This is a genomic window from Paenibacillus sp. FA6, from assembly GCF_051550225.1.
Classification (GTDB): Bacteria; Bacillota; Bacilli; order Paenibacillales; family Paenibacillaceae; genus Paenibacillus_AQ.
In genome coordinates this window covers 4256903-4276491 of the sequence record NZ_CP188820.1, presented here as the reverse complement: position 1 = coordinate 4276491, position 19589 = coordinate 4256903, and the positions used below count along the sequence as shown (strand labels likewise).

Here is a 19589-nt window from a genome sequence, read left to right as displayed (position 1 = left end):
AACATAGAAATGAGTCATGTTAAAAGGTTTCAGCGTAAAGTCATTCCCGGATTTGGACTGACTATGGGGTTTAGCGTCTTTTATCTTAGTATGGTGGTGCTTATCCCTTTAGCCGCGCTACTCTTTAACTCTACGGGGCTCACTTGGGATAAATTCTGGCAAGTAGCGACTGATCCTCGTGTATTAGCATCTTATCGAATTAGTTTCACGACTGCGGCAGTAGCTGCACTACTGGATGCTATACTTGGCTTGCTTCTAGCATGGGTATTGGTACGATATCGATTTCCTGGAAAGGCCGTGTTTGATGCCCTAATTGATCTTCCCTTTGCATTGCCTACAGCAGTAGCGGGTGTGTCTCTAACCGCTCTATATTCGCAGAATGGATGGATAGGTTCGTACCTAGAGCCTCTAGGGTTAAAAGTAGCGTTTACTCCCATAGGGATCACTCTAGCTCTGATGTTTATTGGCATTCCCTTCGTGGTTCGTACCGTGCAGCCCGTGCTTGAGGATATGGAAAGAGATGCTGAAGAAGCAGCAGCAACATTGGGTGCGGGACGTTTGCGTACATTCTGCACAGTATTGTTGCCCCATTTGTTACCGCCGCTACTGACTGGCTTTGCTTTAGCTTTTGCACGGGGGATAGGCGAGTACGGTTCAGTCGTATTTATCTCTGGTAATATGCCTATGAGAACGGAAATTGCCCCTCTTCTGATCATGTCAAAGCTTGAGCAATATGATTATGCCGGTGCCACTGCAGTCGCTATACTCTTATTGCTTATTTCGTTCTTCTTATTATTGATGATCAACACATTACAACGCTGGGTGCGTCGGACCTCCCGCTGATCAAGAGAGAAATAGTCATTATTTTGATAAAAGGAGGATGGGACTATGGTGGGAATTGCACCCGTAATCGCTACACCTACTGTAAAAGGGATCACCTCCCCGGCAACAACCGAAGCGGGTTGGGTTAAATGGCTTCTGATTATTTCGGCAGGATTGGTATTAATGTGGTTAATTGTATTGCCACTTATTATGGTGCTAACAGAAGCTTTGAAAAAGGGTTGGTCGGTCTATGCGGCCGCTCTTACGGACCCAGATGCGATGTCTGCTTTAAGGCTGACATTAGTTGTTGCATTGATTACGGTACCATTGAATACCGTGTTTGGAGTAGTTGCTGCATGGGCAGTAACGAAGTTTAAATTTCGTGGCAAAGGACTCTTAATAACGTTGATTGACCTTCCATTTGCTGTTTCGCCTGTTATAGGGGGATTGATCTACGTCTTGGTATTTGGCGCGCATGGCTGGTTCGGACCGTGGCTTAGTGCTCATAATATCAAAGTTATATTTGCTGTACCTGGTATTGTCTTGGCGACACTATTCGTGACTTTTCCCTTTGTTGCTAGAGAACTCATTCCACTCATGGAGGATCAAGGACAACAAGAAGAAGAGGCTGCTGTTACATTGGGTGCTGGGGGATGGACGGTCTTCTTCAAAGTAACGTTGCCTAATATTAAATGGGGACTGCTCTATGGCATTATACTGTGTAATGCTAGAGCAATGGGGGAATTTGGGGCTGTCTCGGTTGTTTCGGGACATATTCGTGGAGAGACCAATACGTTGCCGCTACATGTTGAAATTCTGTACAATGAATATCAATTCTCTGCCTCATTTGCAGTCGCATCATTATTGCTTCTATTAGCCATGGTGACGTTACTATTGAAGGGATGGTTCTCTCGGAAAAACGCCTATTGACAACACTTTTCAGCTCATGGTAAGGTTAATCCATACTAAATGGGTTGGAAAAGAATGATATTAAATTAAAATGAATATAACTAATAAAAGTGTTAGGTTCACTACCCTGAGGAGGAGGCGGCACGATGGCAAAACCACTTCAAATGGATGAGGTATGGTTGGGACGTATTGCGGAGCTCCTAAATGATATGGAATTTGGCTCACTCCAGATCGTAGTGCATGAAGGACAGATCGTACAGATGGAGCGAACGGAACGAAAGCGCTTTGAGAATAAGCCCTTAGGGGTCGTCAAGACTAATTCTGCTCATCGTTCAGGGTCTCGGCATCTTAGAGAATCTAGCTCTATCTAAGGGATACCTAAAGATATGGTTGTAAACAACATCTTAAAGATAATAGCCCCGTTGTCGAAGGCGAAAGCTTCCTAGTTATAGAAGCTTTCGAACGGCAGCGGGGCTGTTTAAGATTGTTCAAGATGATGGGTTCGCAGGGGGCGATCATTCTCCCTTGATTCGTGATTCAACTTCAATGACAAGATCACGACCGGCATAGGGTCGGTCTCTGCGTGTACGTGTTGTGGTAAGGCTGAAGCCTGCCACATAGAGGATCCCTTGTGCAGCAACAATATAAAGTGCTGAATTCAAACCAAATAAATGGAATAAGGTAGCAACAGAGATCAATATATACAGAATCGTATGGACAATAACATTTGTCTTTCGTCGAGTATACATGAACACAAGGTAAAGGGAAGCCGTTGCTACAAGGCAAGAGATAAAGCGGGCCCATGCATTAATGATACCCCAGGGCGAGGAGTCCCAGCTTGGTATTCTGGAAAGAGTATCTGAAAGCTGTAAGCTCCACAATAGAATAGCAACCACTGCCATAAAAGGAAGAGCGGGCTTCAACAATAGCCAGAAGCTAAAGCCCCAGCTCGGACGTTCCCATTTGCGTAAGAGAGTACTTTGTTCCTCAATCCGTCGATTGACCTCACGTACCCAAGTTTTATAAAGCATTGATAAACGAGATAGATCTCGCTCTCTTATGTAAGCATCCATCTGCTCTTGCAGATCGTTTGTAAGTAGTGGTGCTGCCTTACATTCCTCCAGTAGAAATATCAGATGACTTATTTCCTCAGCGCTCGGCTCATCACGCTCCATCATTTCTCCAAGAGGACCCGTTACACGGCTGTACAACAACAAAGACTGTTGTAGTCGATCTAATTGTTCTTTGCCTGCCATTCTTAAATGTAGAGCTGTACGTATATACATCCATATAAATAGAACAATAGCTATACCAGCTGCTATCATGGCTTCAATTGAATTCGAGAAAGTATTAATGATTTCCTTAACCGTAAGGGACAACTTCATTCCCCCTTCATTATTCTATATTTACTATTGCACAAGAACATTGATATTACAAGGAGATGAAGGCTCTAATCTAGGGTCTAGATTCCTAAACCTGTGGTCTATTCCGTGAGCCGGTAATGGCTTCTATTAAAAGCACGATTGCGGTAATCCCGTGCATGAGCCACCCTATAATAGGGATGATACCTACTATGGAGGCAATAACCCCTAATCCATTGCCAATGATAGATCTTCGATCCTTCAAGAGAGAGATAATGGCAGCAATATGCAAGAGCAGTGCGATGCCAAGCGGTAGCCAACCGTGAGAGAGAATGTACGCGCCACCTATAAGTGGAATAGCAAAAAAGGCTTCAAGGGTAAATGTAATCCATTTCAAAAGCTTAGATATATTCGACATTAGTGACACCTTCCTTAGTACAGAATGGACTTCTATATTATATATATAACCTATCCAAGAGTATTTGTGAATATTAGCAACCAATGAAAAGAGGTGTAACCTCGCTCCCAAAGTGGTAAGATAACAGGATGAATCTTAAAATAGATGGCGCATAGTGTGGTCTGATTAATAGTAGGAAGAAGGAATATATGATGAATTCAAAAGTGGTGTTGTTCGGAGCCAATGGGAAAATAGGACAGCTTATTATGAAAGAAGCGCTTGATCGCGGATATGAAGTTACTGCTGTGGTACGAGATCGTACCTTGCTGACAGAGTTATATGAGAATCTACATGTAGTGGAAGGAAATGTGATGGATTGTGATGATGTTACAGCCATTTGTGAAGGGCACCAGGCTGTCATCAGCGCATTTGGTCCTGTACATGGAGAGGAAGAAGGATTAGTAAAAGTGGCTCATTCACTCGTTGAGGGTGTGCGTCGTTCGGGTGTATCCCGACTTCTTGTAGTAGGTGAAGCAGGAAGCCTCAAGGTTGCATCGGGTATCCAGTGGATGAATACGGAAGAATATCCTTTAGAATCTAAACCGTTAGCCATTGCCCATGAACAGGCTTATGAAATATATAGTAACTCTGACGTGGACTGGACGTATTGTAGCCCTCCGGCGCATATTACTTATGGACGTCGCGTCGGTCAATTCAGAATTGGAATGGACATGCTTATACTGGATGAAGGGGATAGAAGTTCTATCTCGGCAGAAGATTATGCTGTAGCGTTGATTGATGAGTTAGAAGATCCTTATTTCGTGCGTGCTCGATTTACAGTGGCATACTAAGGAATTCAGGATTGGCTGCATAATGAGAATCTCAATGCCTAAAGAGCCATCCAACATAGTAGAATAAGGGGAACAACTGAGATGGCCATTTACCATGAATCACTTGTGGTAAATAGCCTTTTTTAGTTCAGGTCGTGATCATCGCACCACCATTGACGTGAATACATTCACCCGTCACATAAGAGGACTCTCTCCCGGCTAGATAAACATAGGCAGGCGCTAACTCATAGGGTTGACCAGCTCTCTTCATAGGTGTATCTGTTCCGAATACCTTCACTTTCTCGGCAGAGTAGCTGGAAGGAATGAGAGGTGTCCAAATCGGTCCGGGTGCAATGGAGTTGACACGAATGCCTTGATCGACTAACGACAGAGCAAGTGAACGAGTGAAAGAGACGATGGCCCCTTTAGTAGAGGAGTAATCGATAAGATCCTTTGCCCCTTGGTAAGCTGTAATAGAGGCCGTATTAATAATGGAGGAGCCTCTTTGAAGATGAGGAAGTGCAGCTTGTGTCATGAAGAAGAATGGGAAAATATTCGTCTGAAATGTATGATACAGTTGATCTTCGGAAATATCAAGGATGCTGTCTTGAGGATATTGGACTCCGTGGTTATTAATAAGAATATCTAGTTTTCCAAATTTACAAATCGTTTCCGCAACGACAGAAGAACAATGTTTCTTAAATCTTAAGTCTGTCTTGATGAGTAGACAGCGGCGACCCAACTGTTCAATTCTTGACTTCGTTTCTTCTGCATCCGAAGTTTCTTCTAAATAAGGGATGACGAGGTCTGCGCCCTCTTTGGCGAAGGCAATAGCCGCAGCTTTTCCGATGCCGCTATCTCCGCCCGTTATGATGGCAACTTTATCTAGTAACTTTCCGCTACCGCAGTATTGAGGGTCTTCACTAATGGGACGTGGATTCATCAGACTTTCAAGCCCCGGTTGACGGTTCTGGTGTTGGGGTGGGAAAGCGATAGGTTGTTCTTTGCACACAGTCTCTTTTCCGAAATAAGGGTAAATAGGGTTCATACTTAGCCTCCTTCATCATGGTATATGTGTATGCAGTAGCCCAGATTGAGGTGAGAGTAATGATTGGAAGTGTAAAGCTGTAGAATATACGAGAATGGGGAGCTTTGAAATGATACTTGAATCAGCCGTTTTACATGTAAAGCCAGGGTTAGCGGAAGACTTTGAATATAACTTCAGACAAGCATCTAAGATTATTTCAAGTATGAGGGGATACATCCATCATGAATTACAGAAATGTATGGAGCAAGACAATAAGTACATTCTGTTAGTACGTTGGGAAACACTAGAGGACCATACGGTTGGATTTAGAGAATCTGCGGAGTATAAGGATTGGAAAAGCCTATTATATCATTTCTATGATCCCTTTCCAGTAGTGGAACATTACGTCGGTATTGATTTAGATTAGTGGTTGAGCTAATCTTTCCTGTCATTCATTTGCATCTGCTTCATATTTGACTTCACGGATAACTTCATATGTAAGATACATAAGAGAAATATGCCATAAGTTATCCTTAGGATAACTTATGGCACAAATCTTCGAAACAATGACATTGTATATTAATTCCATTAACTTAGTGACTATATATCCCCCAAGTTACGAAGGCGACTGTAGTTAATGTTATTTATTTGATGTCCTTCGAGAGGACAAGCTTATCCAATCCTCCCATATAAGGACGCAGTGCCTTGGGAATATAAATCGAGCCATCCGCTAGTTGATGATTCTCCAATAGTGGAATTAGAATACGCGGTGATGCAACGGCTGTATTGTTTAGTGTATGGCAAAATTGTAGCTTCCCGTCGGCATCTCGGTATCTTATATTTGAACGACGAGCCTGGAAATCTAAGATATTGGAAGATGAATGCGTCTCCCCATAGGATTGCCGGCTAGGCATCCATGTCTCGATATCATATTGCTTATACGTTTTTTGCGACATATCCCCTGTACATACCGACATCACCCGATAAGGAAGCTCTAATAATTGAAGAATTTCCTCCGCATGACCTGTAATCTCCTGCAATATTCGCTCCGATACTTCAGCATTATTCTCACAGAGCACGACTTGTTCCACTTTGGCGAACTGATGCACTCGGTATAGACCTCGAACATCTCGCCCTGCTGATCCAATCTCTTTACGGAAGCAGGCCGACATACCAGCAAGCTTGATCGGTTCTGTCACATCAATGATCTCATCGCTATAATACGACACTAACGATACTTCAGAAGTTCCTACTAACCACTTGTCTTCGCCTGTGATCTCAAACGTCTGGTCCTGTCCTGTTGGGAAGAAACCTGTCTTTGTAAGTGCTTCGGGCCGAACCATCACTGGAACGTCCATCGCTGTGAATCCATATGACGTAAGTAGGTCCAATGCCAAACGCTGAACGGCTAGATGTAAATATAGCCCTGCACCTTTGAGGAAATAATTTCGGCTACCTGCAGTCTTCACACCCCGTGGAATATCAATAAGATCATGGAGTTCCCCTAGTTGAACGTGATCTAGTGTCTGAAAGGCAAACGCTGGCACTGTCCCGACTTGTCTGATCTCCACATTGTCGCTATCATCTCTACCGACAGGTGTGTCAGGAGAGACAACGTTAGGCACTAACGTCATCAGTTCTTCACATTGTTGAGTGGCATGAGTCAATTCAGATTCAATAACGGTCAACTGTTTGTTGATTCCTTTTACTTGTTCTTTAAGAGGTTCAGAATCTTGTTGCATTCCTTGTTGCATGGCCGTAGCGACGGCTTGAGTCAGTCGGTTACGATGGGCTCTTAAATCTTCAGTCTGCTTCAATAGATCGCGTCTCTTCTGATCCCAGTTCAGTAAATCGGTGACCGAAAGTTCTATTCTCTTCTGTTCAGCTGTTCGTTGTACCAAGTCCGGATTGTCCCGGATAAATCGGATGTCTAACATGTCTCACGAGCTCCTTTGTCTGAAAAATACACAAAAACGCCCTCATCCTTTGGGACGAGGAGCGTCTGCTCGCGGTGCCACCCAACTTGATCGAATCTGTCTATGACAGTATTCGATCCTCTTCGGTTCCGCGGTAACGGACGGATGCCGGCTAACTTAGGGAGAGGAAATACTTACTCCGGTCGCCAACGCCTCACAGTTGGATGCTGATCAAAGGCGTAATGTCACTGTTCAATTCTTTGTGAATTAGTATAGCGTATCCGAGGAATAAGCGCAATATGCTTTCTGTCATTTAGACCACAATTGATATTTCTTTTGTCTAAAGAAGGAAACCAAATCCATTTTCATACGTTATTGTAAGAGAGGAGGGATTTATTGTGAAGAAAAAGACCAAAGTGATGACGAAGGCAATCATCGCGGGTTCAGTGATACTAACCTGTTCTCTATTATTAATGGCTTCAGGCTGTTCATCAGAAAGTGATGAGGCGGCTGCGATAAAGGTAGGTAAGAGTTTAAAAATGATGCAATACCAGGTCCAAGTTGCTGATATCGAAACGGAGATAGAGGATATATCGAAGGAACAAGAGGCAAAATTGAAGGTACAAGAAGCATACAAGCCATTCTTAACGGAAAAGGGATATATAGCATTTGTAGCCAACAGACAAAGTGGGATAGCTTCACAGTATGCACGTAAGAATAAACTAAATACGCAGGTAAAGAAAATTAAATTTGAAAATATGGAACAAGACAATATGGAAAAGGATACATTCTCTTTTCGCTACAGCATAGACATTGAACTAAGCCCCTCAGAACTGACCTCGTCTCGAGGCCATAGTGTAGTCACCAAAACAGGACATATGACGATCGTGAAAGAGGATAACGAATGGAAAGTACTTAAAGATCTTGACAATGGCTTCTTGGCGGATGAATAACAAGATATATTTATGTATGTGAAAAAAAAGGGGAGGTGGCTTGTAGGCCACTTCCCTTTTCGTTGTATTTAATTGATCATACTTATTACAGATCGTCAAACCCGTTATCGTCGCCCACTTTACCGTAGTTACGAGATTTCGCTTCGAAGAAATCTGTCTTCGTTGAATTCAACGCATCATCGGAGAAAGGCTTAATCCAAGGCATACAGTTCACATCTACACCTTCATAAGCTTTATCCATACCCATTAAAGTAAGACGTTTATTCGCTGTATATTTAATATAATTCTCAAGCTCGTTGAGATCGATACCAGGAATATTACTTAGAGTATAATGCGCCCAATTTGTCTCTAATTGAACAGCCTTATCAATAGTTTTGTACACATAAGCGATGTTTTCTTTCGTGTTAAGCTCTGGGAAGTCAAGAAGAAGCTGCTTAAACACCTCAGCAAAGAAATAACAGTGCTGATTCTCATCACGTTGAATATAAGAGATCATTTGGCTAGTACCCATCATTTTCTGATCGCGAGCCAAGTTATAGAAGAAAGCAAACGTACTATAGAAGAAAATTCCCTCTAAAATCAAATCAGCTACCATAGCGTGGAAGAACGTTTGTGGAGACTGCTCATCCCGGAAGGTTTGATAAATATCTGAAATAAAGCGATTGCGTTCCAGAAGGACTGGATCATGCTTCCAATATTCAAATATTTCCTTCTGTTCCTGATCGGAGACAATAGAAGAAAGTACATACGAATACGATTGATTATGCACAACTTCTTGTTGACCAATAATAGCCGAGATGGCTTCTAATGAAGAATCTGTGAAATATCTCTTAACATCCCCTACAAACATCGTCTGCATGGAATCCAACACAGCAAGAAGTGAAATGTTAATTTTGAAGATGCGTTGCTCTTCAGGATCCAATCTTGCAAATTGTTGTGCATCCTTGGACATAGGAATTTCATCTGCAATCCAGTGATTTAACAATAGGACCTTATATAATTTATACATATGAGGCATACGAATATCGTTCCAGTTCAGAATACCTGAGCATTCGCCCTCGATAATCCGTGTAGATTGGTTTGGTGCCTCAGTATTGAAAATTTGTTGCAATTTCATAATTGTATTACTCCTTTTATAAAAAAATACTTTTATTAATGCACTCCCGCATTTGCGGAGCAAACAGGAAGTTAATTCTGGTTTGTTCTATGCACTCCCGCATTTGCGGAGCAAACAGGACATGTAGCTCGCGAAGTAAGAGCTACTTCACTTCACTCGTAGTGAAGCGGGTCCCCCGTAACGCATTCGCGAAGCGAACAGGGGGGGACGATAAGCGCTCCTAGCACGAAACGATCCTCACACATAAGAGCCCAATCCCCTCACTCCGCCAAAGAGTTTCGGGTGTCCAGAGGGCAGAGCCCTTGGGGCCCTCCCTTGGAAGGGAGGGTTTGGGAGGGATCGAAAGTGGTTTGGAAGGCTTCGAAACTTAGGAACTGCAGCTCTCACATTCATCAATCGTCAACGCCCGGCTACGTACATAGTAAGTTGTTTTCATACCGGAACTCCAAGCATGAAGATGCAGCGATAAGAAATCAGTCGCTTTAATATCAGGGCGAACATACAGATTGAAGCTTTGGCCTTGATCTACATGACGCTGACGGGCAGCGGCCATATTGATGGACCAATGTTGATCTATATTAAACGCTGTTTTATAGAACCAGATCGTCTTATCAGATAGATCCGGTGCTGGGTTAGCAATCTTATAAGTCGTTTTCTCTTCATAAGAAAGCAATTCATACAATGGATCGATGCTGGCTGTGGAGCCGGCGATAATGGAAGTGGAACCATTAGGTGCAATGGCGAACATCCAAGCGTTCCGTACGCCGTTCTGTTGTACATCTTGTTGCAATTCCTGCCACTGTGAAGTCGTTACATATTGACCTTCATGTTGACCATCTGTGTAGCCACGTTGTGTAAAGTATTGACCACTTTCCCAATCAGAGCCCTTAAATTTCGGATAATGACCCTTTTCCTTGGAAAGTTCCATACTAGAACGAACGAGCAGGTAGTTGATTTTCTCATAAAGATTATCGTTATATGTGACGGCCTCATCGGATTCCCAGCGAATACCTTCGAGAGCTAGTAAGTGATGAAGTCCGAAGGTTCCTAAGCCGATGGCGCGATATTGACTATTGGTATATTGAGCTTGAAGCACTTCAATATTATTAATATCGATGACATTATCAAGCATCCGTACTTGAATGGGAACGAGACGATCCAATACACCGGCTGGAACAGCACGAGCCAAGTGAATGGAGTTCAAGTTACAAACGACGAAATCACCAGGAATTTTCGAGATGATAATTCTCGTTTGTCCGTCCTTAGTAACGAGTTCTTCTTTTTCCACAACCGTTGCCGATTGATTCTGCATAATTTCCGTACATAGGTTGGAGGAATACACCATACCATGTGCACTATTCGGGTTAGCCCGGTTTACCGTATCACGGTAGAACATATATGGCGTACCTGTTTCTAGCTGCGACTTCATAACACGCTTCATAATATCGATCGCCGGAACGGTAATACGGGACAATAATGGATGATCAATCGCTTCGGCATATTTATCACTGAAGGAACCTTGACCAAGGGTTTCGTCATAGAAATCTTCAAGTCCAAGTGGACGACCGTTGCTATCTTTCCAGCCCATGACCTTCTTGACTTCATGAGGACAGAATAGATTCCACATTCCGCGATTCTCCACAGCGCTCATGAATAGGTCGGGAATACAAATTCCGTGGAATACGTCATGTGCTCTCATACGCTCATCACCATTATTTAATTTGAGGTCAAGAAACGCGAGAATATCCTTATGGAACACATCGATATAGACTGCGATGGCACCTTTACGAGTACCTAATTGGTCTACGCTGACGGCGGTATTGTTGAGCTGACGGATCCAAGGAATGACACCTGAGCTCGTGTTCTTATGTCCGCGAATATCTGATCCACGTGCTCTTACCTTGCCGAGGTAGACACCAATTCCACCGCCCATTTTACTAAGACGGGCCGTATCGGTGTTAGAGTCGAAGATGCCTTCCAAAGAATCATCAACGGTGTCGATGAAGCAACTTGAGAGCTGTCCGGCAACCTTTTTACCAGCGTTAGACATCGTAGGGGTAGCAGCAGTCATATATAAATTGCTCATAGCCCAATAGGATTCCTTCACAAGCTCCATGCGTCTCTCAGCGGGTTCTTTATGCATAAGGAACATGGCAATGACCATGTAACGTTCCTGTGGAAGCTCCATGATATGTCCATCGAAATCTGTCGTAAGGTAGCGTTCTGTAAGAGTTAAGAGACCAATGTAATCGAATAAAAGATCACGTTTATAATCTATGAGCTCACCGAGTTCTTCGATCTGTTCTTTCGTATAGTATTCAAGTAATTCTTCTCTGTATATACCTTTGTGTATCAAATCCGTGATCAATGGGTAAAGGGCGCCATAAGGCTCATCGGCATACGATTTATAACGGCGGTGATGAGCAGCTTTTTTATATAAAGTAGTTAGTAGAGAACGAGCTGCGGCAAACTTCCAGTTAGGCTCCTCTTTCGTAACTAATTCTAAGGCAGACATTGTAAAGGCATTGCTAACATCTTCTCCTGTGACTTCATCTCGACGGAGCTTGGCTAATACACCGCGGATCAATTGATCCTTATTAAGCATGTCCAATCCTTCAAGAAGGCGATCAGTATAGATGGAGAGACGCTTCTCATCAAAAGCGAGCTGGCGGTTATTCGGTTTTACTACGGAATGTGGCATGAATGTCTTCCTTTCAACATGAGTATTTCAATTTTTGATAATTAAATTTGCAACATTATAGCATCGTTGAAATCTAAACTTGCTTGAATGTCTATAATACGCTGATTTGAACTCCCGCGAAAGGGGAGACTGGTATTCTTTAAAGATTGTACAAAAGGACCATCGATGACGACTTGGCATTTCTGGAGCAGATGGTATTCCGCTGAGTGAACGGAAGCAATGAGATCCTCATATATATAGCCGGTATAGATCCATACGGAGAAGTTAGGAAGAGTTGCCCGAACCTTATCAATGAAATCAGCTGCCTCATCTGCTGAGAAGAAAGGATCCCCCCCAGCTAGCGTCAACCCTTCAAGTAGGGGGTTATTAGCCATTTCAGTAATGATCTCTTGTTGACGTTGTTCCGTAAAAGGTTCTCCGTAGTTGAAGTTCCACGTTGCTGGATTGAAACAACCGGGGCATCGGTGACGACAACCACTAAGAAAGATGACGGCCCGCAGGCCATCACCTTCATTAATGGATTCAGGATAGTAGCCACAAATATTCATCTGTGTTTGACCCGATCGCGTACCTCGGCTTGCTTGGCCGCATTAAAGCGAGTCTGGTAATCACCCGTTAGGTAACCGGTCACTCGACGCAGGCGATACATGGGCACGTCGATTTCCTTTGTTCCACAGTGTGGGCAGGTATCCCCGATAATGCCTTCGTAATGGCAAGCGCTACAACGATCAATAGGATGGTTAATGCTGAAATAGCCAATATTTTGTGATAATGCAAACTGAACTATTTTGAGAAAAGCAGTCTGGTTACTACGCACATTTCCATCTAATTCAATATAAGAGATAGCTCCTGCATTGCACAATTCATGAAAAGGGGCTTCAAGTGAAATCTTCCGCGCAGCTGGCAGGTTATAATACACCGGTACGTGAAAAGAATTAGTGTAGTATTCGCGGTCCGTTACGCCTGGAATGGACCCGAATACTTCTCGATCTTTTTTCGTGAACTTGCCTGACAGACCTTCAGCTGGTGTAGCCATCAACGTGATGTTAAGATCATGTTCTTCACTCTTCAGATCACAGTAGCGACGCATGGAGGAGATGAGTTCCAAGGCTTTGGTATATACTACATCACTTTCAGCGTGATGTTTACCATACATAGCCTTCATGCATTCACCCAGACCGATGAAACCTATGGACAGGCTACCGTGCTTCAAGCATTCTTCTACGGAGTCGTCAGGACCTAGCAGTTCTCCGCCTTCCCAGACCCCTTCACGCATCATAAAGTCCGAGGCTTTGGCAGGTTGGCGAGATTGGATTTTGTAACGGTGTAATAGTCCATCAAGTGCGATATCTAGGAAATGATAGAGATCTTGTTGGAATCCATCCTCATTAGGCTTGATATTGCCATTAACTACACCGTGTTTGATACCCAACTTAACAAGATTAATCGTATTGAAGGATAAGTTACCTTTACCAGACAAACGGTTGCGACCATGTCGATCGGCAAGCACACGAGTACGGCAACCCATCGTAGCGAATTCAGTATTGGGATCTGCTGGATCATAATACTGTAGGTTGAAGGGAGCATCTATGTTGGCGAAATTAGGATACAATCGTTTCGTTGAGCATTCAACCGCCTTCAAGAAAAGATCATAGTTAGGATCCCCTGGCGACTGATTGATACTACGTTTGCATTTGAAGATTTGAATGGGGAATACAGGTGTTTCGCCACATCCAAGCCCGTTCATGGTTGCGCTAAGTAAACTATCAATGATCATTTGACCTTCAAGTGAGGTGCATGTCCCATAATTGATGCTGGTGAATGGAATCTGACCTCCAGCGCGGCTGGACATCGTATTTAGGTTATGGATTAAGCTCTCAGCAGCTTGAAGGCATTCTGACCTAGTTTCTTGCATAGCAAAAGAATAAGAACGTGGATGAGAGTTGGGTAACGATAGGTTACCTAGATGGATGTTACACTCTTCGACCACAGAAGTCTCATTAAAGTAGTGTACCCCTTTTTGAAAATGTTTCGCAAATGACTTGGCGACATATGGAGCTAAATCATGATCCAGTTTGCTCCCGGAAACGCCGCCGTATTGAGAATTTTGCTGACATTGAAATATTATCGCAACTAAGGCCATCGCAGTTGAAATGGATTGTGGTGTGCGAACACTGCCACTTCCTGTACTGAAGCCCCGAGATAGAAGTTTGTCGAATGGAATGAAGATACAATTCGTGCTACCTACCGCGTATTGATCAAGATCATGTACATATAAATCATTATGATCCACGGCAGCCATGAGTTGTTTGGGGATTATGTAATATCTTGCGTACCATTTAGCATATTCACTGCCGAATTTCCCTATTTTCCCTGAAAAGCTTTCCCCATTCAGATTGGCATTCTCACGTAGCATTTCTACATTTAGACTCTCTGTAATATCGTGGCCAAAACCTGATACCTCATGTAGCATCTTTTCTTCCAAGGAGAAGCTACTTCTAGATTCCATAAGTACCATTATTATATTCCACCCTTCCTATTTCACCGTAGGATTTATTGTGTATGTCGAACAGGCAGGTCTCCTGACTTCCCAAGCAAACGGATTCGTGCTCCATATATAGATGGAGTTCGTTTATTCGGCAACTAGCGCCTTCCCATAAGCTTGTGCTCACAGTGGCAATGGCTGTGCCTATTCGACTGCAATATGCAGCTCGATTCTTGGGTTACAGTGGCGGGACCGTGATGGAATTGCACCATACTTCCCTTTTAAGATCCGGATTTGATGTACGAGCCGAATCACCTGTTTTCACTATATTTAGTGGCGCTATATAAATCTAACTCAATATATGGTGTTTGTAAACAAGTATTAATGAAAGATTCTCATGAAAAAATCATGAAAACCCTGCCAAGCCTTCTATGACTTGCGTTTGCGAGAAAGAATAAAATATTTGTGTTATATTTTGCGAAAAGAATGTGAAATGGTTACAATAGATCAAGAAATGTAAGAGGAGGAAATAAACATGGCGATTGCAGAAGTGACAGTCATTCCGATAGGAACGCAAACAACAAGTCTAAGTGCTTATGTTGCGGATATGCAGCGAGTTCTGAAAGATCAGCAGGGAATAACGTATCAATTAACATCGATGAGTACCATCATTGAAGGGCCTCTTGAATTAGTATGGAGTGCTATTGCCGCATTGCATGAATCTCCATTTCTATCGGGGGCAGAGAGAGTCTCTACGTCTGTTAAACTGGATGATCGTCGGGATAAGGCATCCTCTAGTGCACAGAAAATACAGTCGGTTCAAGAAAAATTAAAGTAATCTCAAATCTGCCAAAGAGTGACCATTGTTTTTTGGTAGATTAGAGTTGAAATAATGGTTTTCTGAAGGAAAGATGCTATTTATGCTGGTGTAGCTCAGGGGTGAGCAACACATTCGTAATGCGTAGGCCGGGGGTTCAATTCCCTTCACCAGCATCCTGCAAGACCTTATGTGGCGCGGATTCTCATATTTGAGAATCCGCGCTTCTTTTGCTAGATTAGAAAGTATAATTTTTTTCGTGGAACTTATTGTGTTGAAGTTAATTCGAAAAAGATCGAAACCGGAGGAAAAAGAGGGAAGTCTAACCCCTACTCCAAGAGAAGAAAGATGCATTCCGCCCCTGATAATAACTCTTGTACCAAAGACGCCGACAGGCGTTTTTCTTAATTTAAAACATATTTTTTAAGAGTTTAGTTATAAGCCGTTTCGAATCTTGTTTCTTACCATTTAATAATAGAAGAATATAAAAGAAATTCTTCAAAAAGAATGGGGTGAAGAAGTTGGATGATAAAGATGTAAGAGTGCTTATGATTTTGGATGCCTTTGACATAGGTGGAACAGAGACGCATGTTCTTTCTCTTACAAAAGAATTATTAAAACAAGGAGTATCAGTTTTTGTAGCAGGGGACGCAGGGCCTTTGGAAAATAAATTTAGAATGCTGTCATGTGAAGTCTATAATTATAAAAAAAATAAGGAAGAATTTGTTGAATGGACACGAACCAAAGGAATAAACTTGATCCACGCTCATTTGGAGAGTAGTGCCAGATATGCGGTACAATTATCTCAAAAGTTAAATATTCCGATGATTTATACGATTCACGGAACTTACTACGATAACTCGATATTGCACGAGGCAATCAATAAATGCTCAATTAAACCTACTTTTATTAGTGTCAGTATACCTGTTCAGAAATGGTTGGGAAATAAAGGTATCTATTCGATCCATGTCCCAAATGGGATTGATATGAATGAATTTGCTGTAAAGAAATCAGATCTCAAGGAAAAATTAAATATCCCTGAAAAATCTAGAGTTTTACTGTACGCCAGCAGACTGGAAGATGAGAAATATGAGATATGCAAGCTGTTGTTAAAGGCATGTGAAAATAAATTGCTTAAAGAGTTTCCAGACATGCATCTTCTTATTGCCGGTGACGGTATGAAGACCGAAAAAATAAAAACGCGTATTAACGAAACAATCAAATCAAATCGCATCCAGTATATAGGGAATCGATTGGATATGCCTGATTTGTATTCAATAAGTAATTATGTTGTGGGAACTGGAAGAGTTGCTTTGGAAGCCATATTTTGTGAGCGACCAGTAATAGCTATCGGTGCAGCTGGAACCTTCGGATTGGTAACATTAGATAATTTTGATAAGGCAATGCAGTATTACTTTTGTGATCATAAAATGCTTCTTCCCTTGAACCAAGCTAATATTACAAACGCTGTGAAAGATGCATTGCTCTTGGAAAACCCGAATTTACTTGGTAGCAAAGGGCTGAGACAACAGGCCGAACAAATCTTTGAAATTTCCGTTGTATCCAATGATATATGCAAAATATACAAGAAGAGCATACGAAAGGAGGAGGGCTATGACTTACAATAAGTTAATGATTGTTGCACATCCGGATGATGAAACTATTTTTGGCGGAGCTCAGCTGATACAAGAAAAGGGGTGGAAGGTCATTTGTGTGACAAACGGTGACAACAAGGTAAGATGCAAGGAATTCAAGAAAGTAATGAAAAAGGTAGATGCAGAGTATGAAATATGGAAGTACGAGGACAAATGGGGCGGTGATTTTGACCAGTCTCGTTTAAAGTCAGATTTGGAAGAGGTGTTAGCAAGGCAACCATTCGACAAAGTTGTAACTCATAACCTAGAGGGAGAATATGGTCACACGCAGCATCAAGTTTTATCGAAACTAGTTCATGAATTAATAGAGAAAGATATTTATGTGTTTCATACTTCAGATATAAAATTAGATGACGATATATTAGCGAAGAAAAGAGAAATACTCAAATGCTTTAAGAGTCAAGATATTAAATGGTTGAAGAAATATATTCAGTTTGAAGAAATTAAGAAAGTACGCTAAGGAATGAATTCGATAGAATAATGATATGATTGCCTCCCCCGCCTCAAGTCGAGTACACCACTAGTCCGTGGACTGGTGTTATTAGTTTCCTAATATTGTATGATGAATAAATCAAGATCACTGAATTGGGGGAGTTACTTTATATGCGCGGAAAACATAGGTCAATCATGATGGTGGCAGTCGTTTCGATAATAATACTGGCTGGATGCACCAATAAATTTGAGGATTCGATCTCGGATTGGGCTGAGGAATTAAAGAACGATGGTATTCATAAAGAGATATCGCTCACACAAGAGATAGGTTCTGCATCGGATCTACTGTTGGAAAATGAGGTAGGCAGCATCGAGGTAACAGCGACCACGGATGATCAGATGACGGTGAGCGCAACGTTCTCATTTCCTAATAAGCCATCACGTGAATCCAAATATCAGGAAATTATCGACAATACTGAAATCTCTGTAGTTACACGAGGAGATCAATTGGAGATTACCACACACCCTAAGGGTAACGAGAAGACGGATATGTGGAAGTGGGTAAAGAAGGAATACGGGTTCTCACAATTCAGCATCGATTATAAGGTGGAACTTCCAGATTCAGTGAATCGCTACAAGATCCAAAGTGATGTGGGCAGAATTAAACTCCATAATCTACAGGGGATCTATGATATTCGTAGTGATGTGGGCACGATTTATATCGAAGGTGCTCAAATCCAAGGGGAGTCCAAGATAACGTCAGATGTAGGTAGTCTTCAACTTGGAATTAATCAAATGGATAGCGAGAGCACTCTCATAGCAAAAACGGATGTCGGTAGTATCAAGGCAATACTCGCAGAGACACTTCAATATAGTTTAAAAGTGAGCAGCGATGTCGGTCGAGTCGTTGGAGCGCCCAAAGGGGAAAGTGATATGAATGGCGGTGGACCATTGATAACACTGACCTCCGATGTGGGATCTATTACGGTGGAAAGTCCTTAATCTATTTGAATTAGTTAGGGTCCAGATAGTCATGAAGTTAGGTATAAATTCAGATAAGGTCACCCATTTCGTGGGGGCCTTTTTTGTATTGGAATAATAGGGATATATTAATGTATTTATAAGAAAACGATATATAGGGAGCATCAATGAGCAGGGAGGAGGTATTTGATTTTTTAATCGCTATCATTGGTCTAGACACTCCTTATTTCGCTCTAGGAAGGGGTTGAGTCACCTTTACAGTAGGTTGGGGCGGGTGTATGATTCATAACGAAATACAAATTGTTAATATATTCAATTATTAATTTCGCTGAGTTTTCGCCTTGTGGCGGAGAACGGGGGAACCAAAAGTAGTTACCTTTTTTCGGTGTGAGAGTCGGAAATTGGTAGCTGCAGGGGTGAATCCTGGCAAGGTCAATTCGGTCTTTGCTGGGTAGAGCGACTCTCACGGCTCGAATCCGACAGCTAACCTCGTAAGCATAAATCTGAGAGAGGAATGCGTTATGTAAAGTTTATTGAAAGAATGTCTTGAACGCTGAATTCTGTGTAATTCAGAAACGGGGGAACCAATCGGAGATGTCTGCTGCGTAAACGCCGGACATGTCCATGGGGTGAATTTCTTAAGTACTGTACCAGTGACTTGAGAATAGGGCGACTTCCTCGCCCGAATCCGACAGCTAACCTCGTAAGCGTGCAGGGAGAGGCAGCAAACCGCCTTCTGGCTGGTTCATGAGTTTATTTGGTCATGGACTTACTAAGAAGCTCTGGAAAAGCTACTTTTCACTGAGCTTCTTTTTTGTTGTCTTTAAAAGGTAAGAGAGGACCTAATTAAGGAAGATGTGATCAATTTGGTTGTCTGTATCTTCAGATCTGCCGTCCGTGGTCGTTGGATTCCTAATTGAAAAATAGAATAAGGATCAACCATCAAAAATCTACATGAGAGAGGGGCAATCCCATAATGATGGATGTCTACATGGTCATTACTATAATTGTTGGATTCGGATTATTGTTACTGTTCACGCATTGGTGCGGAACGTTGGTGGATGGAGGGGGAAGGGAACAATGATTGTTGTACTTACATTAACCATACTCATCTTCATTTACCTTATATATGCGTTAGTCAATCCTGAGAAATTCTAGAAACACATATTCATTCAAAGAAATCATC

19 protein-coding genes, 1 tRNA gene and 3 riboswitches are annotated in these 19589 nt (G+C 42.3%); of the genes, 12 read left to right on the top strand and 8 right to left on the bottom strand.

What is annotated here, in order from left to right; all coding sequences use genetic code 11:
• The first annotated feature begins 9 nt into the window (after positions 1 to 9).
• The 3 genes from cysT to ACP8HI_RS19635 all read left to right on the top strand — a co-directional run bounded on the left by cysT (position 10) and on the right by ACP8HI_RS19635 (position 2102).
• Positions 10 to 843: a sulfate ABC transporter permease subunit CysT gene (gene cysT, locus ACP8HI_RS19645; RefSeq protein WP_438347859.1), complete on the top strand. Its 834-nt coding sequence runs from the start codon at positions 10 to 12 to the stop codon at positions 841 to 843.
• Positions 844 to 888: 45 nt separating this feature from the next.
• The gene (gene cysW, locus ACP8HI_RS19640) at positions 889 to 1752 is read left to right on the top strand and encodes a sulfate ABC transporter permease subunit CysW (RefSeq protein WP_438347858.1); all 864 of its coding nucleotides are present in this window, start codon (positions 889 to 891) and stop codon (positions 1750 to 1752) included.
• A gap of 125 nt (positions 1753 to 1877) precedes the next feature.
• On the top strand, positions 1878 to 2102 hold the full coding sequence (locus ACP8HI_RS19635) for a YezD family protein (protein WP_438347857.1): 225 nt from the start codon (positions 1878 to 1880) through the stop codon (positions 2100 to 2102).
• Positions 2103 to 2246: 144 nt separating this feature from the next.
• Here the strand turns inward: ACP8HI_RS19635 and ACP8HI_RS19630 are convergent, their stop codons facing one another.
• Positions 2247 to 3110, bottom strand: coding sequence for a hypothetical protein (locus ACP8HI_RS19630; protein WP_438347856.1), 864 nt, complete (start codon positions 3108 to 3110; stop codon positions 2247 to 2249).
• A gap of 91 nt (positions 3111 to 3201) precedes the next feature.
• Positions 3202 to 3510 (bottom strand): hypothetical protein, encoded by a 309-nt coding sequence (locus ACP8HI_RS19625; RefSeq protein WP_438347855.1) that lies wholly within the window; start codon positions 3508 to 3510, stop codon positions 3202 to 3204.
• Between the two features lie 188 nt (positions 3511 to 3698).
• Between ACP8HI_RS19625 and ACP8HI_RS19620 the strand changes: the two genes are divergently transcribed.
• Positions 3699 to 4340, top strand: a complete 642-nt coding sequence (locus ACP8HI_RS19620; protein WP_438347854.1) for an NAD(P)-dependent oxidoreductase — start codon at positions 3699 to 3701, stop codon at positions 4338 to 4340.
• Positions 4341 to 4467: 127 nt separating this feature from the next.
• Here the strand turns inward: ACP8HI_RS19620 and ACP8HI_RS19615 are convergent, their stop codons facing one another.
• Positions 4468 to 5367, bottom strand: coding sequence for an SDR family oxidoreductase (locus ACP8HI_RS19615; protein ID WP_438347853.1), 900 nt, complete (start codon positions 5365 to 5367; stop codon positions 4468 to 4470).
• 109 nt (positions 5368 to 5476) lie between these two features.
• On the opposite strand from ACP8HI_RS19615, the gene ACP8HI_RS19610 reads away from it, so the two are divergent.
• Positions 5477 to 5773 (top strand): antibiotic biosynthesis monooxygenase family protein, encoded by a 297-nt coding sequence (locus ACP8HI_RS19610; RefSeq protein WP_438347852.1) that lies wholly within the window; start codon positions 5477 to 5479, stop codon positions 5771 to 5773.
• Between the two features lie 217 nt (positions 5774 to 5990).
• Here the strand turns inward: ACP8HI_RS19610 and serS are convergent, their stop codons facing one another.
• Positions 5991 to 7283, bottom strand: a complete 1293-nt coding sequence (gene serS, locus ACP8HI_RS19605) for a serine--tRNA ligase (RefSeq protein ID WP_438347851.1) — start codon at positions 7281 to 7283, stop codon at positions 5991 to 5993.
• Between the two features lie 377 nt (positions 7284 to 7660).
• On the opposite strand from serS, the gene ACP8HI_RS19600 reads away from it, so the two are divergent.
• Entirely contained in the window at positions 7661 to 8215 is a 555-nt protein-coding gene (locus ACP8HI_RS19600; RefSeq protein WP_438347850.1) for a hypothetical protein, read from the top strand.
• Positions 8216 to 8300: 85 nt separating this feature from the next.
• On the opposite strand, the gene ACP8HI_RS19595 is transcribed toward ACP8HI_RS19600, so the two are convergent.
• The 4 genes from ACP8HI_RS19595 to ACP8HI_RS19580 form a co-directional block, all read right to left on the bottom strand.
• Positions 8301 to 9332 carry a ribonucleotide-diphosphate reductase subunit beta gene (locus ACP8HI_RS19595; protein ID WP_438347849.1) on the bottom strand — a complete coding sequence of 344 codons (1032 nt, stop codon included), beginning with the start codon at positions 9330 to 9332 and terminating at the stop codon, positions 8301 to 8303.
• Positions 9333 to 9699: 367 nt separating this feature from the next.
• Positions 9700 to 12033, bottom strand: coding sequence for a ribonucleoside-diphosphate reductase subunit alpha (locus ACP8HI_RS19590; protein ID WP_438347848.1), 2334 nt, complete (start codon positions 12031 to 12033; stop codon positions 9700 to 9702).
• 41 nt (positions 12034 to 12074) lie between these two features.
• Positions 12075 to 12581: an anaerobic ribonucleoside-triphosphate reductase activating protein gene (gene nrdG, locus ACP8HI_RS19585; protein ID WP_438347847.1), complete on the bottom strand. Its 507-nt coding sequence runs from the start codon at positions 12579 to 12581 to the stop codon at positions 12075 to 12077.
• The gene (locus tag ACP8HI_RS19580; RefSeq protein ID WP_438347846.1) at positions 12578 to 14542 is read right to left on the bottom strand and encodes an anaerobic ribonucleoside triphosphate reductase; all 1965 of its coding nucleotides are present in this window, start codon (positions 14540 to 14542) and stop codon (positions 12578 to 12580) included. The genes nrdG and ACP8HI_RS19580 overlap by 4 nt, the downstream gene beginning before the upstream one ends.
• 46 nt (positions 14543 to 14588) lie before the next feature.
• Positions 14589 to 14852: riboswitch (cobalamin riboswitch) on the bottom strand.
• Positions 14853 to 15053: 201 nt separating this feature from the next.
• Here ACP8HI_RS19580 and ACP8HI_RS19575 point away from each other — a divergent pair.
• The 6 genes from ACP8HI_RS19575 to kdpF all read left to right on the top strand — a co-directional run bounded on the left by ACP8HI_RS19575 (position 15054) and on the right by kdpF (position 19561).
• Positions 15054 to 15356 (top strand): MTH1187 family thiamine-binding protein, encoded by a 303-nt coding sequence (locus ACP8HI_RS19575; protein ID WP_438347845.1) that lies wholly within the window; start codon positions 15054 to 15056, stop codon positions 15354 to 15356.
• A gap of 84 nt (positions 15357 to 15440) precedes the next feature.
• A tRNA-Thr gene (locus ACP8HI_RS19570) sits at positions 15441 to 15511 on the top strand.
• 345 nt (positions 15512 to 15856) lie between these two features.
• Positions 15857 to 16963: a glycosyltransferase gene (locus ACP8HI_RS19565; RefSeq protein WP_438347844.1), complete on the top strand. Its 1107-nt coding sequence runs from the start codon at positions 15857 to 15859 to the stop codon at positions 16961 to 16963.
• The gene (locus ACP8HI_RS19560) at positions 16950 to 17450 is read left to right on the top strand and encodes a PIG-L deacetylase family protein (protein ID WP_438347843.1); all 501 of its coding nucleotides are present in this window, start codon (positions 16950 to 16952) and stop codon (positions 17448 to 17450) included. The genes ACP8HI_RS19565 and ACP8HI_RS19560 overlap by 14 nt, the downstream gene beginning before the upstream one ends.
• A gap of 143 nt (positions 17451 to 17593) precedes the next feature.
• The gene (locus ACP8HI_RS19555) at positions 17594 to 18424 is read left to right on the top strand and encodes a hypothetical protein (protein ID WP_438347842.1); all 831 of its coding nucleotides are present in this window, start codon (positions 17594 to 17596) and stop codon (positions 18422 to 18424) included.
• Between the two features lie 295 nt (positions 18425 to 18719).
• Positions 18720 to 18916: riboswitch (cyclic di-AMP (ydaO/yuaA leader) on the top strand.
• A gap of 28 nt (positions 18917 to 18944) precedes the next feature.
• A riboswitch (cyclic di-AMP (ydaO/yuaA leader) is annotated at positions 18945 to 19129 on the top strand.
• A 354-nt stretch (positions 19130 to 19483) separates the two neighbouring features.
• The gene (kdpF, locus tag ACP8HI_RS19550) at positions 19484 to 19561 is read left to right on the top strand and encodes a K(+)-transporting ATPase subunit F (RefSeq protein ID WP_438351908.1); all 78 of its coding nucleotides are present in this window, start codon (positions 19484 to 19486) and stop codon (positions 19559 to 19561) included.
• The last annotated feature ends 28 nt before the right edge of the window (positions 19562 to 19589 follow it).